At 66.7% G+C, this 14,834-nt stretch carries 11 protein-coding genes; all 11 read left to right on the top strand.

The genetic code is table 11. The features are described 5' to 3' along the window. Positions 1–5 precede the first annotated feature (5 nt). Positions 6–1,211 carry a 23S rRNA (adenine(2503)-C(2))-methyltransferase RlmN gene (rlmN, locus tag VG556_RS03555; RefSeq protein ID WP_005409296.1) on the top strand — a complete coding sequence of 402 codons (1,206 nt, stop codon included), beginning with the start codon at positions 6–8 and terminating at the stop codon, positions 1,209–1,211. Continuing rightward, complete coding sequence (gene pilW / locus VG556_RS03550; protein WP_041863329.1) at positions 1,198–1,983, top strand: type IV pilus biogenesis/stability protein PilW; 786 nt, start codon at positions 1,198–1,200, stop codon at positions 1,981–1,983. The genes rlmN and pilW overlap by 14 nt, the downstream gene beginning before the upstream one ends. Positions 1,984–2,001: 18 nt before the next feature. After that, positions 2,002–2,874, top strand: coding sequence for a RodZ domain-containing protein (locus tag VG556_RS03545; protein WP_032960759.1), 873 nt, complete (start codon positions 2,002–2,004; stop codon positions 2,872–2,874). Positions 2,875–2,938: 64 nt separating this feature from the next. Next, on the top strand, positions 2,939–3,577 hold the full coding sequence (locus tag VG556_RS03540; protein ID WP_032960761.1) for a YfgM family protein: 639 nt from the start codon (positions 2,939–2,941) through the stop codon (positions 3,575–3,577). Beyond that, positions 3,577–4,785 (top strand): outer membrane protein assembly factor BamB, encoded by a 1,209-nt coding sequence (gene bamB, locus VG556_RS03535; RefSeq protein ID WP_014036904.1) that lies wholly within the window; start codon positions 3,577–3,579, stop codon positions 4,783–4,785. The genes VG556_RS03540 and bamB overlap by 1 nt, the downstream gene beginning before the upstream one ends. A gap of 17 nt (positions 4,786–4,802) precedes the next feature. Continuing rightward, positions 4,803–6,200 carry a ribosome biogenesis GTPase Der gene (gene der / locus VG556_RS03530; RefSeq protein ID WP_014646861.1) on the top strand — a complete coding sequence of 466 codons (1,398 nt, stop codon included), beginning with the start codon at positions 4,803–4,805 and terminating at the stop codon, positions 6,198–6,200. A gap of 202 nt (positions 6,201–6,402) precedes the next feature. Beyond that, entirely contained in the window at positions 6,403–7,539 is a 1,137-nt protein-coding gene (gene moeB, locus VG556_RS03525) for a molybdopterin-synthase adenylyltransferase MoeB (protein ID WP_100449994.1), read from the top strand. Positions 7,540–8,256: 717 nt separating this feature from the next. Then, positions 8,257–10,089, top strand: a complete 1,833-nt coding sequence (locus VG556_RS03520; RefSeq protein WP_111144249.1) for a monovalent cation:proton antiporter-2 (CPA2) family protein — start codon at positions 8,257–8,259, stop codon at positions 10,087–10,089. A gap of 177 nt (positions 10,090–10,266) precedes the next feature. After that, positions 10,267–11,145 carry a bifunctional methylenetetrahydrofolate dehydrogenase/methenyltetrahydrofolate cyclohydrolase FolD gene (gene folD, locus VG556_RS03515; protein WP_049402332.1) on the top strand — a complete coding sequence of 293 codons (879 nt, stop codon included), beginning with the start codon at positions 10,267–10,269 and terminating at the stop codon, positions 11,143–11,145. 292 nt (positions 11,146–11,437) lie between these two features. After that, positions 11,438–12,895, top strand: coding sequence for an IMP dehydrogenase (guaB, locus tag VG556_RS03510; protein WP_005409308.1), 1,458 nt, complete (start codon positions 11,438–11,440; stop codon positions 12,893–12,895). Positions 12,896–12,998: 103 nt separating this feature from the next. Then, positions 12,999–14,564, top strand: a complete 1,566-nt coding sequence (gene guaA, locus VG556_RS03505) for a glutamine-hydrolyzing GMP synthase (protein ID WP_005413109.1) — start codon at positions 12,999–13,001, stop codon at positions 14,562–14,564. Positions 14,565–14,834: the final 270 nt, after the last annotated feature.

Genomic DNA, 14,834 nt, shown 5'->3' with positions numbered 1-14,834 from the left:
ATGCCGTGAACGAGGTCGTACAGTCCCCCGCCATCCAGCCGCTGCCGAAGTCGGCACCCACGGCTGGCAAGCAGAACCTGCTCGACCTCGATCGCGCGGGCTTGGAGAAGTTTTTCGTCGAGGTTCTCGGCGAAAAGAAGTTCCGTGCCCACCAGGTGATGAAGTGGATCCACCATCGCTACGTCACCGATTTCGATGAAATGACCGACCTCGGCAAGGTCCTGCGCGCCAAGCTGCAGGCCCATGCCGAGGTGCTGGTTCCGAACATCGTGTTCGACAAGCCCTCCGCCGACGGCACCCACAAGTGGCTGCTGGCGATGGGCGTGGATGGCAAGAACGCCATCGAGACCGTGTACATCCCGGACAAGACCCGCGGCACGCTGTGCGTGTCCTCGCAGGTCGGTTGCGGCCTGAACTGCACGTTCTGCTCCACCGCCACCCAGGGCTTCAACCGCAACCTGACCACCGCCGAGATCATCGGCCAGGTGTGGGTTGCTGCACGTCACCTGGGCAACGTGCCGCACCAGATGCGCCGCCTCACCAACGTGGTGATGATGGGCATGGGCGAGCCGCTGATGAATTTCGACAACGTCGTGCGCGCCATGAGCGTGATGCGCGACGATCTGGGCTACGGCCTGGCCAACAAGCGCGTGACCCTGTCGACCTCCGGCCTGGTGCCGCAGATCGACCGCTTGTCCGCCGAGAGCGACGTGTCGCTGGCGGTGTCGCTGCATGCGCCGAACGATGCGCTGCGCGAGACCCTGGTGCCGCTCAACAAGAAGTACCCGATCGCCGAGCTGATGGCCTCGTGCGCACGCTACCTGCGCGCCAACAAGCGCCGCGAATCGGTCACCTTCGAATACACCCTGATGAAGGGCATCAACGACAAGCCCGAGCATGCCCGCGAATTGGCCCGCCTGATGCGCCAGTTCGACAACGCGGTGCAGGCCAAGGATTCGGGCAAGGTCAACCTGATTCCCTTCAATCCGTTCCCGGGCACCCGCTACGAGCGTTCGGAAGAAGCGCACATCCGCGCCTTCCAGAAGATCCTGCTCGACAGCAACGTGCTGACCATGGTCCGCCGCACCCGTGGCGACGACATCGACGCCGCCTGTGGCCAGCTCAAGGGCCAGGTGATGGACCGCACCCGCCGCCAGGCGGAGTTCAACAAGACGCTGCAGGCGGGGAAGGGGAGCGATGCCGCGGCCTGACCGCCTCTGGCTGGCGCTTCTCGCAGGCGTGCTGGCCGTTGCGGTCGGCGGCTGCAAATCCCATCCCAAGGCCAAGCTCGGTCCGAGCCAGGCGCCGGTCTATTCGGTAGGTGACCCGGAAAGCGTGCGGCGCGAAGTGCGCTGGCGCGACCTGTTGACGCTGGCGACCCGCGACATGCAGGTCGGCAATCTCGATGCCGCCGAGCGCAAGGTGCGCGAAGCACTGAAGCTGGCGCCCGAGGCGCCCGATGCGCTGGTGCTCCAGGCCGGCATCGATGACCGTCGTGGCCGCACCCGCCAGGCCGGCGAGAACTTCCGCAAGGCCGCCGAACTGGCGCCGCAGCGCGGCGACGTGCTCAACAACTACGGTGCCTGGCTGTGCCAGCAGGGCCAGCCGGCCGAATCGCTGGTCTGGTTCGATCGCGCGTTGCAGGCGCCGGGCTATGCCACCCCGGGCGAAGCCCAGGCCAATGCCGGCAGCTGCGCACTGGATGCGGGCCAGCTTGAACGTGCCGAACGCGACCTGCGTGCGGCGCTCGTGGCGGCCCCGGCCAACCCGGTCGCGCTGGAGTCGATGGCCCAGCTGAGCTACCGCCAGGGCCGCTACATGGAGGCCCGGGCCTTCGCCGAACGTAGGATTGCGGCTGCACCCGCAACGCGTTCCGTGTTACAACTTGCGTCTCAAATCGAAGTGAAGCTGGGCGATCGGGCGGCATCTGATCGTTATCTGCAGCGGATTCGACAGGAATTTCCGCAGGACGCGGGCTCCTAACTCCAGGGTTGATGCATTGTGATTGATGACCAGACTGTGAGCGCTCTCGAGACTGCGGCCGGCTGCGGCACCCGCCTGCGCCAGGCCCGCGAAGCGGCCGGACTGACCCTCGAAGATGTCGGCTCGCGCCTGCGCATGCCGGTCCAGGTGGTCAAGTCGCTGGAAGAGGAACAATGGCAGAAGCTGGGGGCGCCGGTGTTCGTGCGTGGCCAGCTGCGCAGCTATGCGCGCCTGCTCGACGTGGATGTCGGCCAGCTGCTGGAACAGGCCCAGGTCGGCCCGGTGGTTCCGCCCACCCTGGTCAGCCATACCCATACCCCGCGTGCGCGCCGCATCGCCGAGAACCTCGGCCGGCGCGTGCTGTATGTCGGCATCACCGCCGTGCTGGCGGTGCCGGTGTGGTTCGCCACCCGTGGCCACTTCGACGGCAGCGCGACCCCGTCGCCGAGCACCGCCTCGCTGGATGTGATCCCGGCCGCTGTGCCGGTCACCCCGTCCACGGCCGGTGCCGAGGCTGTTGCGCCGGCCGAAGCGGCCACTGCCCCGGCCAGCAAGCCCGCGGCCACCCCGTACGTGGCCTCGCTGGCCCCGGTGCCGCGCCCGGCGCCGGCTCCGGCGGCTGCCGGCAACGCGCTGGAAATGCAGTTCAGCGGCGACAGCTGGGTCGACATCGGCGGCCCGGACGGCAGCACCGTCGAGAAGGCGCTGATCAGATCCGGCGAGACCCGCAGCTTCACGCCGGGCCAGGTGACCCGGGTGACCCTGGGCAACGCCTCGGCGGTCCAGGTTCAGCAGAACGGCGCTATCGTCGATCTGACCCCCTACCAGCGAGCCAACGTGGCACGCTTTCAGGTATCCTCTGAAGGCTCCGTTGTCCCGGTTTCGCACTGAGGCGCGGTTTCACCACCTTCGATAATCCCAATGGTCCCTCCCGACGGGCGGGGCGAGAGTACGCATGGCGATCGACGATCTGCTCGACGAGCACGAACAAAGTGAACGCGTCCGCAGCTGGCTGCGGAAGAATGGCGCCAGCATCCTCGGTGGCGTAGTCATCGCCATCGGTGCCATTGCTGGCTGGCAGTGGTACCAGAAGGATCAGGGCGGCAAGCTGGCCTCGGCCAATGTCGAGTACCAGAAGGCCCTGCAGGGCCTGCAGCAGAACAAGCTTGACGACGCCGCCAAGGCGGTCAAGGCGCTCGAAGCCGGCCCGTCCAGCATCTACGGCGACCTCGCGGCGCTGCAGCTGGCCAAGGCCCAGGTCGACGCCGGCAAGAATGAAGAGGCACTGGCAACCCTGCGCAATGTGAAGGTCGAAGGTGACCTGCAGCGCGTGGTCGACCAGCGTGTGGCCCGCCTGCTGGTGGCCACCGGCAAGAGCGACGAGGCCATCAAGCTGCTGGGCAGCGCGACCGACAGCAGCAGCCTGGAAATCCATGGCGATGCGTTGATGGCGCAGGGCAAGCGCGATGACGCCCGTGCACAGTACGAGAAGGCGCTGAAGACGCTGGACGTGGCAGCGCCGCAGCGGCGCCTGCTGGAAACCAAGGTTATGGACGCCGGCGGCACCGTCGCCGCCCCTGCGGAGTCGGTTTGATGAGTCAGAAGGTCATGATCACCCGCGTCGCCACCGTGCTCCTGATGGGCATGGCCCTGACCGGCTGCAGCACCATGAAGGGCTGGTTCGCCGGCAAGGACGCGGCCGCGAAGAAGGCACAGGAACCGGCTGAGCTGGTCAAGTTCGAGCCGACCCTGAAGGTCAGCAAGGCCTGGTCGGTCAACCTCGGCAAGGGCGAGCGCCGCATCGGCGTGCGCCAAGGCCCGGCGGTGGCCAACGGCCACGTGTTCGCTGCGGCGATCACCGGTGGCGTGCACGCCATCGACCTGCAGACCGGCAAGAAGGTCTGGACCTGGGAGCCGAAGAAGGAGAAGAAGAAGGCGAAGCTGCGCCTGTCCGGCGGCCCGGGTGTCGGTGAGAACCTGGTCGTGATCGGCACGCTGGATGGCCAGGTCATCGCGCTGGATATCAACGATGGCAGCGAGAAGTGGCGCGCCCGTGTTCCGGGTGAAGTCATCGCCGCGCCGGCCGTTGCCCAGGGCATGGTCTACGTGCGCAGCAACGACGGCCGCGTTACCGGCTTCGATGCCGGCAACGGCACCCAGAAGTGGTTCAACCCGAGCGAGCTGCCGGCGCTGACCGTGCGTGGCAACGCGCCGGTGGTGACCGGCCCGGGCGTGCTGTTCATCGGCAAGGACGAGGGCGCGGTTGCGGCCCTGGCCCAGCAGGATGGCCGCACGCTGTGGGAACAGAACCTCGGCAACGGCGAAGGCCGCACCGAGCTGGAGCGCATGGCCGACGTCGACGGCGCTCCGGTGCTGGAGGGCAACACCCTCTACGTGAGCAGCTTCAAGAACCAGACCATGGCCATCGAGGGCCCGACCGGTCGCCCGCTGTGGGCGCGCGACCATGGCGGTGCCGGTGGCGTGGCGGTGTCGTCGGGCAACGTGTTCGTCACCGACAACAAGGGCGGCGTGTTCGGCCTGGACAAGGCCAGCGGCGCGGCCATGTGGTCGCAGACCGCGCTGGCCCGTCGTTCGCTGACCGGCCCGGCGCTGCACGGCGACTACGTGGTGGTCGGCGACTACAAGGGATACGTGCACTGGTTGCAGGCGTCCGATGGTGCGATGGCGGCACGGGCAAAAAGTGGCGGCGACGCCCTGCTGGCCCAGCCGGTCGTCGCAGACGGGGTGCTGCTGGTGCAGAACGTTGATGGCAAGCTGACCGCCTTCCGGTTGGCAAATTAAAAATTGGAGTAATCGCGATGCTGCCTTTGGTCGCCCTGGTTGGACGGCCGAATGTCGGCAAGTCGACTATTTTCAATGCGCTTACGCGCACCCGTGACGCGCTGGTCCATGACCAGCCGGGCGTCACCCGCGACCGCAACTACGGTGTCTGCCGTCTGGACGAGGACAATCATTTCCTTGTCGTCGACACCGGCGGTATCGCGGAAGAGGAAGAGGGGCTGGCAGGGGCTACCACCCGCCAGGCCCGCGCCGCTGCGGCGGAAGCCGACCTGATCCTGTTCGTGGTCGACGCCCGTGAGGGCACCTCGGCGATGGACGATGAGATCCTGGCCTGGCTGCGCAAGCTGTCGCGCCCGACGCTGCTGCTGATCAACAAGATCGACGGCACCGACGAGGACACCGTGCGTTCGGAGTTCGCCCGTTACGGCTTCGGCGAGATGCTGACCGTCTCGGCCGCGCATCGCCAGGGCCTGGACGACCTGCTGGACGAAGTGATCCAGCGCCTGCCGGAAGAAGGCAGCGGCGAAGAGCTGGACAACGATCCGAACCGCATCCGCATCGCCTTCGTCGGCCGCCCGAACGTGGGCAAATCGACCCTGGTCAATCGCATCCTCGGCGAGGAGCGCATGATCGCCTCCGACGTGCCGGGCACCACCCGCGACTCGATCGCGGTGGACCTGGAGCGTGATGGCCGCGAGTACCGCCTGATCGATACCGCCGGCCTGCGCCGTCGGTCGCGCGTGGACGAGGTCGTCGAGAAGTTCTCGGTGGTCAAGACCATGCAGTCGATCGAGCAGTGCCAGGTGGCCGTTCTGATGCTCGACGCCACCGAAGGCGTGACCGACCAGGACGCCACCGTGCTCGGTGCCGTGCTCGATGCCGGCCGCGCGCTGGTGATCGCCATCAACAAGTGGGATGGCCTGACCGAGTACCAGCGCGAGCAGGCCGAAACCATGCTGTCGCTGAAGCTGGGCTTCGTGCCGTGGGCCGAGTCCGTGCGCATCTCGGCCAAGCATGGTTCCGGCCTGCGCGAGCTGTTCCGTGCGGTGCACCGCGCGCACGAATCGGCGAACAAGACCTTCACCACCAGCGAAGTGAACAAGGCGCTGGAAGTGGCTTACGAGACCAACCCGCCGCCGACCATCCGCGGCCATGTCTCCAAGCTGCGCTACGTGCACCCGGCCGGTTCCAACCCGCCGACCTTCATCGTGCACGGCACGCGCCTGAAGGAGCTGCAGGAATCGTACAAGCGCTACCTGGAGAACTTCTTCCGCAAGCGCTTCAAGCTGATCGGCACGCCGGTGAGCTTCATCTTCCGCGAGGGCACCAACCCGTATGAGGGCAAGAAAAACGTCCTCACCGAGCGGCAGGTCAAGGCCAAGCGGCGCTTGATGAAGCACGTCAAGGGCAAGTGATTCAGGAGAAGGCGGCCGCAGGGCCGCCTTTTTCGTTGCGGAGAATGGGGTCAGATCCCATTTCCTCCGGAAAAGGGATCTGACCCCGGGTGCAGGGCGGGCGCTACCGCAGGCCTGCGGTGGATCCGTAGAGCCGAGCATAGGCTCGGCTCTACAGATGCTGGTCAAGGCGGCCTGCCGCCACGTGCGCGATAATGCGGCCATGAGCATCCAAGAGATTTCCCCCGCGCAGGCACGCGAGCGCCTGGCCCATGGCGCGGTGCTGATCGATGTGCGCGAGGCGCACGAACGGGCCGGCGGCATGGCCGAGGGCGCGCGCGGCGTGGCCAAGGGCGAGCTGCAGGCCGACCCGGCCGCGCATCTGCCGCGGCACGACCAGGAAATCCTGCTGATCTGCCAGAGTGGCAAGCGCTCGGCCGATGCCGCGCAGTTCCTGCTGGAGGCCGGCTACACCCACGTGGCTTCCGTGACGGGCGGCACCGTGGCCTGGCGCGAGCAGTCGCTGCCGCTGGTGCAGCCGCTGGCCAGTGCTGCCGACCGTGACTTCTACGATCGCTATTCGCGCCACCTGCTGCTGCCACAGGTGGGCGAGGCCGGCCAGCGCCGGCTGCAGCAGTCGCGCGTGCTGGTGCTGGGCGCGGGTGGGCTGGGCGCACCGGCTGGGTTCTACCTGGCCGCCGCCGGGGTAGGGCACCTGCGTTTTGCCGACCACGACCGCGTGGAGCGCAGCAACCTTCACCGGCAGATCGTGCATACCGAAGCCAGCGTCGGCCAGTTCAAGGTCGATTCGGCGCGCGAGCGGCTGCTGGCGTTGAACCCGTTGATCGACGTCGAGGCGGTGCCTGAGTGGGTCACTTCCGAGAACGTGGATGCGCTGCTGGAGGGCGTGGACGTGGTGCTGGATGGGTCGGACAACTTCCCGCTGCGCTACCTGCTCAACGACGCCTGCATCAAGCACACCACGCCGCTGGTGTATGCCGCCATCGAGCGCTTTGACGGCCAGGTAAGCGTGTTTGACGCTGGCCGCCAGCGCGGCGTGGCGCCGTGCTACCGCTGCCTGTTCCCGGAGCCACCGCCGCCGGAGTTCGCGCCGAACTGTTCCGAGGCCGGTGTGCTGGGCGTGCTGCCCGGCCTGGCGGGCGTGCTGCAGGCCACCGAGGTGCTGAAGCTGCTGCTGGGTATCGGTGAGCCGCTGGTCGGCCGCCTGCTGCGCTTCGACGCGCTGGGCATGCGATTTCGTGAGACCGGCATCCGGCCGGACCCGCAGTGCCCGGTGTGCGCGCCGGGCGTGCCGTTCCCGGGATATATCGATTACGCCGCGTTCTGCCGGGGCGGGTGAGGCTGGCCGGCGAATGCCTTGGTAGATCCGACCTTGGTCGGCGTTTTCGTGCCAACCAAGGTTGGCACCTACCGAAGCGGGGGCATGGGTTCGGGATCCGGCATCCGGCCGGACCCGCATTGCCCGGTGTGTGCGCCGGGCGTGCCGTTCCCGGGGTATATCGATTACGCCGCGTTTTGCCGGGGTGGGTGAGGCTGGCCGGGGAATGCCTTGGTAGATGCCGACCTTGGTCGGCGTTTTCGTGCCAACCAAGGTTGGCACCTACCGAAGGCGGATGCATGGTTGGCAGCTAACGAAGCGGGTGCATGGGTTCGGGATCCGGCATCCGGCCGGACCCGCAGTGCCCGGTGTGCGCGCCGGGCGTGCCGTTCCCCGGATATATCGATTACGCCGCGTTCTGCCGGGGTGGGTGAGGCTGGCCGGCGAATGCCTTGGTAGATGCCGACCTTGGTCGGCGTTTTCGTGCCAACCAAGGTTGGCACCTACCGAAGCGGGTGCACGGTTGGCACCCACCGAAGCGGGTGCATGGTTGGCACCCACCGAAGCGGGTGCATGGTTGGCACCCATTGAGGCGCATACATGGTTTCGGGATGATGCTGGGGGTCACTCCCGGTATCGTTCCATCTCCAAGACAATCCGGCACAACATGCGTGCTATTGCCGTCATCGGCATTGCTCTATTGTTGAACCCGATTCTGGATCTTGGGGAACACACCGCATGGCGGTAGAAGCAGCGACCAGCGAGCTGGTCAAGGTCGTCGCCCTGTTGGGCGCGGCGGTGGTGATGGTGCCTTTGTTCCGTCGGGCCGGCCTGGGCTCGGTGCTGGGCTACTTCGCCGCCGGCCTGGCGATCGGGCCGTTCGGGCTGGGCTGGTTCTCCGACCCGCAGGCCATCCTGCATACCGCCGAGCTTGGCGTGGTGATGTTCCTGTTCGTGATCGGCCTGGAGATGCGGCCCTCGCACCTGTGGAGCCTGCGCAAGGAAATCTTCGGGCTGGGCACGCTGCAGATCGTCACCTGTGCGCTGGTGCTGACCAGCATCGCCAAGCTGTTCGGCCTGCCGTGGCAGGTGGCCTTCATCGGTGCCACCGGCTTTGTGCTCACATCCACCGCAGTGGTGATGCAGCTGCTGGCCGAGCGCGGCGACATCGCACTGCCGTCGGGGCAGAAGATCGTTTCGATCCTGCTGTTCGAAGACCTGCTGATCGTGCCGTTGCTGGCGCTGGTGGCCTGGATGGGCCCGAGCGCGGGCAACGCCGATGGCGAGGGCTCGCGCTGGCTGTCGGTGGCGATCGGCGTCGGTGCCATCGTCGGCCTGGTGCTGGTCGGCCGCTTCCTGCTCAATCCGTTGTTCCGCGTGCTGGCCGAATCGAAGGCGCGCGAGGTGATGACCGCCGCCGCGCTGCTGGTGGTGCTGGGTGCAGCGCTGCTGATGCAGCTGTCCGGCCTGTCGATGGCGATGGGCGCGTTCCTGGCCGGCGTGCTGCTGAGCGAGTCGACCTTCCGTCACCAGATCGAAGCGGACATCGAGCCGTTCCGCGGCATCCTGCTGGGCCTGTTCTTCCTCAGCGTCGGCATGGCGCTGGACCTGGGCGTGGTGGCTGGCAACTGGCAGCTGATCCTCGGGCTGGTGCTGGCGTTGATGGTCGCCAAGGCGCTGTGCATCTACGTGGTCGCGCGCATCATGGGCAGTGACCACGCGCAGGCGCTGGACCGGGGCGTGCTGATGGCGCAGGGCGGCGAGTTCGCCTTCGTGCTGTTCTCTGCCGCGGCATCGGCCGGTGTGATCAACCTGGAGATCAATGCCAACTTCACCGCCGTGGTGGTGTTGTCGATGGCGCTGACCCCGCTGGTGGTGCTGGTCTACAAGCGCATCGCGCCGAAGCCGACGGTGAACATGGACGGCGTGGACGAGGCCGAGGGCCTGTCCGGTAGTGTGCTGCTGATCGGCTTCGGCCGCTTCGGCCAGGTCGCCAGCCAGTCGCTGCTGGCGCGCGACGTGGACGTGACCATCATCGACAACGACGTGGAGATGATCCAGAGCGCCGCGCGTTTCGGTTTCAAGATCTACTACGGCGACGGTACGCGACTGGACGTGCTGCATGCCTCGGGCGCGGCCACCGCGCGTGCGATTGCGGTGTGCGTGGACAAGGCCGAGGCCGCCGACCGCATCGTCGAACTGGTGTCGCACGAGTTCCCGCAGGCCAAGCTGATGGTGCGCTCGTTCGACCGCGAGCATTCGCTGCGGCTGATCCATGCGGGTGTCGATTTCCAGATCCGCGAGACGTTTGAGTCGGCGGTGCTGTTCGGCCAGGCCGCGCTGGTGGAGCTGGGCGCGGACGAGGATGACGCGGTGGAGATTGCCGAGCAGATCCGTCGCCGCGATGCCGAGCGTTTCGAGCTGGAGATTGCCGGTGGTGGCTTGAATGCCGGCGCCAAGATGGTGTTCGGCAACTCCGGCCAGGGCGTGCCGACGCCGACGCCGTTCACCGCGCCGAAGCGGGCGAGCAAGACGTTGAACCCGCAGGACGTGCCGGAAGAGGAAGAATAACGTTTGCGGGTCGGATCCCTTTCCAGCGGAAAGGGCTCTGACCCGCTACGTCGTGCTGGGGTCAGAGCCCTTTGCCTGTGGCAAAGGGATCCGACCCCGTCAGGACCCCATCCTGCGGTGGGCGAGGGGGCCTGAATCAGGGACAATAGCGTCCCCGCCGCCCCACGCCTGCTCCCGATGACCGATTCCGCCCCCCAGCATCCTGCCCGCATCCTTGACGGCCGCCGCATCGCCGAGGACCTGCTCGACAGCCTGAAGGTGCGCGTCGACGCCCGCGTGGCCGCCGGTGGCAGCCGCCCGGGCCTGGCCGTGGTGCTGGTCGGTGGCGACCCGGCCTCGACCGTGTACGTGCGCAACAAGCGCCGTGCCGCCGAGAAGGTCGGCATCGAGGCACACGACTACGATCTGCCGGCCGGTACCACCGAGGCCGAGCTGCTCGACCTGATCGATCAGCTCAACGCCGACCCGAAGATCAACGGCATCCTGATCCAGCTGCCGTTGCCGGGCATCCCCGACGCGCGCCGGCTGATCCAGCGCATCGACCCGCGCAAGGACGTGGACGGCTTCCACCCGGAAAACGTCGGCCACCTGGCCCTGCGCGAGTTCGGCCTGCGCCCGTGCACCCCGCGCGGCATCACCACGCTGCTGGGCCACACCGACCAGCCGGTACGCGGCCGCAACGCCACCATCGTGGGCGTGAGCAACCACGTCGGCCGCCCGATGGGCCTGGAACTGCTGATTGCCGGCTGCACCGTGACCAGCTGCCACAAGTTCACCCCCAAGGACGTACTGGAACAGGCCGTGCGCAACGCCGACATCCTGGTGGTGGCGGTGGGTCGCCCGGGCATCGTGCCGGGCGAATGGGTGAAGCCGGGCGCGGTGGTGATCGACGTGGGTATCAACCGGTTGGACGACGGCCGCCTGGTGGGTGACGTCGGGTTTGAAGCGGCCGCCCAGCGGGCGAGCTGGATCACCCCGGTGCCGGGTGGCGTGGGCCCGATGACCGTGGCTACGTTGATGCAGAACACCCTGGAAGCGGCGGAAGCGCTGAGCTGACCATTTTGGGTGGGTGCCGACCGTTGACCCGCTCCTGGTAGGTGCCAACCTTGGTTGGCACACATTCATCGGGGCCATCGGCCCATCTGGGGTGTCGGTGCCGGACGGATCGTGCCAACCAAGGTTGGCACCTACCAAAGGCGGTTCCGTGGGGGTTCCCAAGCGGCGCGTGGCCCCGGTCCGTCGCCCTGAACCAATCGCCGCCGGCGCGACACTGCGTCGCATCTACCCCCTGCCATGCGACGCGAAAACAGGGTAAAATGTCGCGCTTCCCCACATCTCGGGTATGCCGATGCTGCGCATCCAGGCTGAAGCACTCACTTACGACGACGTCTCGCTCGTCCCCGCCCACTCGACCATCCTGCCCAAGGACGTCAACCTCGAAACGCGGTTGACCCGAGACCTGAAGCTGAAGCTTCCGATCCTGTCCGCCGCGATGGACACCGTCACCGAAGCCCGCCTGGCCATCGCCATGGCCCAGCTCGGCGGCATGGGCATCATCCACAAGAATCTCAGCCTGGAACAGCAGGCCGCGGAAGTGGCCAAGGTCAAGAAGTTCGAGGCCGGTGTCATCCGCGACCCGATCACTGTCGGCCCGGAAACCACCATCCGCGACGTGCTGGCCCTGACCCAGGCGCACAACATCTCCGGCGTGCCGGTGGTGGGCAGCGACGGCCTGCTGGCCGGCATCGTGACCCACCGCGACATGCGCTTCGAGACTGAGCTGGACGATCCGGTCCGCCACATCATGACCAAGAAGGATCGCCTGATCACGGTCAAGGAAGGCGCCGCGTCTGATGAAGTGCTGCAGCTGCTGCACCGCAACCGCATCGAAAAGGTGCTGGTGGTCAATGACTCGTTCGAACTGCGTGGCCTGATCACCGTCAAGGACATCCAGAAGAACACCGACTTCCCGAACGCTGCCAAGGATCTGTCGACCCGCCTACTGGTCGGCGCTGCCGTCGGCGTGGGTGGCGATACCGATCGCCGCGTGGAAGCGCTGGTCGCCGCCGGCGTGGACGTGATCGTGGTCGATACCGCGCACGGCCACTCGCAGGGCGTGCTGGACCGCGTCAGCTGGGTCAAGAAGAACTTCCCGAACGTGCAGGTCATCGGTGGCAACATCTGTACCGGCGAAGCCGCACTGGCGCTGCTGGACAGCGGCGCGGACGCAGTGAAGGTCGGCATCGGCCCGGGCTCGATCTGCACCACCCGCGTCGTCGCCGGCGTCGGCGTGCCGCAGGTCACCGCCATTGATCTGGTGGCCGAAGCGCTGCAGGACCGCATCCCGCTGATCGCCGACGGTGGCATCCGCTACTCGGGCGACATCGGCAAGGCGCTGGCCGCCGGTGCCTCGACCATCATGGTCGGTGGCCTGCTGGCCGGTACCGAGGAATCGCCGGGCGAGACCGAGCTGTACCAGGGCCGTTCGTACAAGAGCTACCGCGGCATGGGGTCGCTGGCTGCCATGGAGAAGGGGTCGAAGGACCGCTACTTCCAGGACGCCGCCACCGCCGACAAGCTGGTGCCGGAAGGCATCGAAGGCCGCGTGCCGTACCGCGGCCCGGTGGGCGGCATCATCCACCAGCTGATGGGCGGCCTGCGCGCCACCATGGGCTACGTGGGCTGCGCCACCATCGAAGACATGCGCAGCAAGCCCAAGTTCGTGAAGATCAGCGGCGCCGGCCAGCGTGAGAGCCACGTCCACGACGTGACGATCACCAAAGAGCCGCCGAACTACCGCGCCTGACGCGGGCCGAGCAAAGAGGAACGGGGAAGCACTTCCCGTTCCTCTTTCTCCATCTGCCGCCGTAAATCTGATTTCGTTTTCCCTACTGCATTGCCGGGGCGCCATGACCAACATCCATAACGACAAGATCCTCATCCTCGATTTCGGCGCGCAGTACACGCAGCTGATCGCCCGCCGCATCCGCGAGCTGGGCGTCTACTGCGAAATCTGGGCGTGGGACCACAACCCGGCCGAGATCGCGGCGTTCGGCGCCAAGGGCATCATCCTGTCCGGTGGCCCGGAATCGACCACGCTGCCGGGTGCCCCGGCCGCGCCGCAGGAAGTGTTCGACAGCGGCCTGCCGATCTTCGGCATCTGCTACGGCATGCAGACCCTGGCCGCGCAGCTGGGCGGTGCCACCGAAGCGGCTGACCAGCGCGAGTTCGGCCACGCCGAAGTGAACGTGATCAACCCCGATGCACTGTTCAAGGGCCTGAGCGACCACGGCGGCGAGCCGAAGCTGAATGTCTGGATGAGCCACGGCGACCACGTCTCCGTTGCGCCGCCGGGCTTCACCATCACCGCCACCACCGACCGCATTCCAGTGGCGGCCATGGCCAACGAAGAAAAGCGCTGGTACGGCGTGCAGTTCCACCCGGAAGTGACCCACACCCTGCAGGGCCAGGCGCTGCTGCGCCGCTTCGTGGTGGACGTGTGCGGCTGCCAGACCCTGTGGACCGCCGCCAACATCATCGACGACCAGATCGCGCGCGTGCGCGAACAGGTGGGCGACGACGAAGTGATCCTGGGCCTGTCCGGCGGCGTCGATTCGTCCGTGGTGGCTGCGCTGCTGCACAAGGCCATCGGCGAGAAGCTGACCTGCGTGTTCGTGGATACCGGCCTGCTGCGCTGGCAGGAAGGCGACCAGGTGATGGCGATGTTCGCCGAGCACATGGGCGTGAAGGTCGTGCGCGTGAATGCCGCCGACCGTTACTTCGCAGCGCTGGAAGGCGTGAGCGACCCGGAAGCCAAGCGCAAGATCATCGGCAACCTGTTCGTTGAGATCTTCGACGAAGAGTCGAACAAGCTGAAGAACGCCAAGTGGCTGGCGCAGGGCACCATCTACCCGGACGTGATCGAGTCGGCCGGCAGCAAGACCGGCAAGGCGCATGTGATCAAGAGCCACCACAACGTGGGCGGCCTGCCGGAGCACATGAAGCTGGGGCTGGTGGAGCCGCTGCGCGAGCTGTTCAAGGACGAAGTGCGCCGCCTGGGCGTGGAGCTGGGCCTGCCGCGCACGATGGTCTACCGCCATCCGTTCCCGGGCCCGGGCCTGGGCGTGCGCATTCTGGGTGAAGTGAAGCGCGAATACGCCGAGCTGCTGGCCAAGGCCGATGCCATCTTCATTGATGAGCTGCGCAAGGCGGATCTGTACGACAAGACCAGCCAGGCGTTTGCCGTGTTCCTGCCGGTGAAGTCGGTGGGCGTGGTGGGCGACGCGCGGGCTTATGAGTGGGTGATCGCGCTGCGGGCCGTGGAGACGATTGACTTCATGACGGCGCATTGGGCGCATCTGCCGTACGAGTTCCTGGGGACGGTGAGCAACCGGATCATCAATGAGCTGCGGGGGGTGTCGCGGGTTGTTTATGACATCTCGGGGAAGCCGCCGGCGACTATTGAGTGGGAATGAGTTGAAAGAACGAGGGCGCCGAGAGGCGCCCTTGTTGGAGAGGGTGAGCCTAGGCTGTTTTCAATTGTAGGATGGCATTTGCCATCCTAGGACATCACAGGGCTTGTCTCACTGGCCTAGAATAAGGGGTAAACCTCCCTGAACTTGAGATTCGCGTGTTCCAGCGCACGGGCGGCTTGGATTTCGCGGCGATTGAAGTAGGCGGGGAGTGGCCGACTGAATTGGGCCCATCATAAGGGCATAGATAGTTCGTCTGGCCACATTAATTTG

This window comes from Stenotrophomonas sp. CASM106 (assembly GCF_049384825.1).
Lineage (GTDB): Bacteria > Pseudomonadota > Gammaproteobacteria > Xanthomonadales > Xanthomonadaceae > Stenotrophomonas > Stenotrophomonas muris.
Note: the sequence above shows the minus strand (reverse complement) of the source record. Positions and strands in the feature narration are given on the sequence as shown.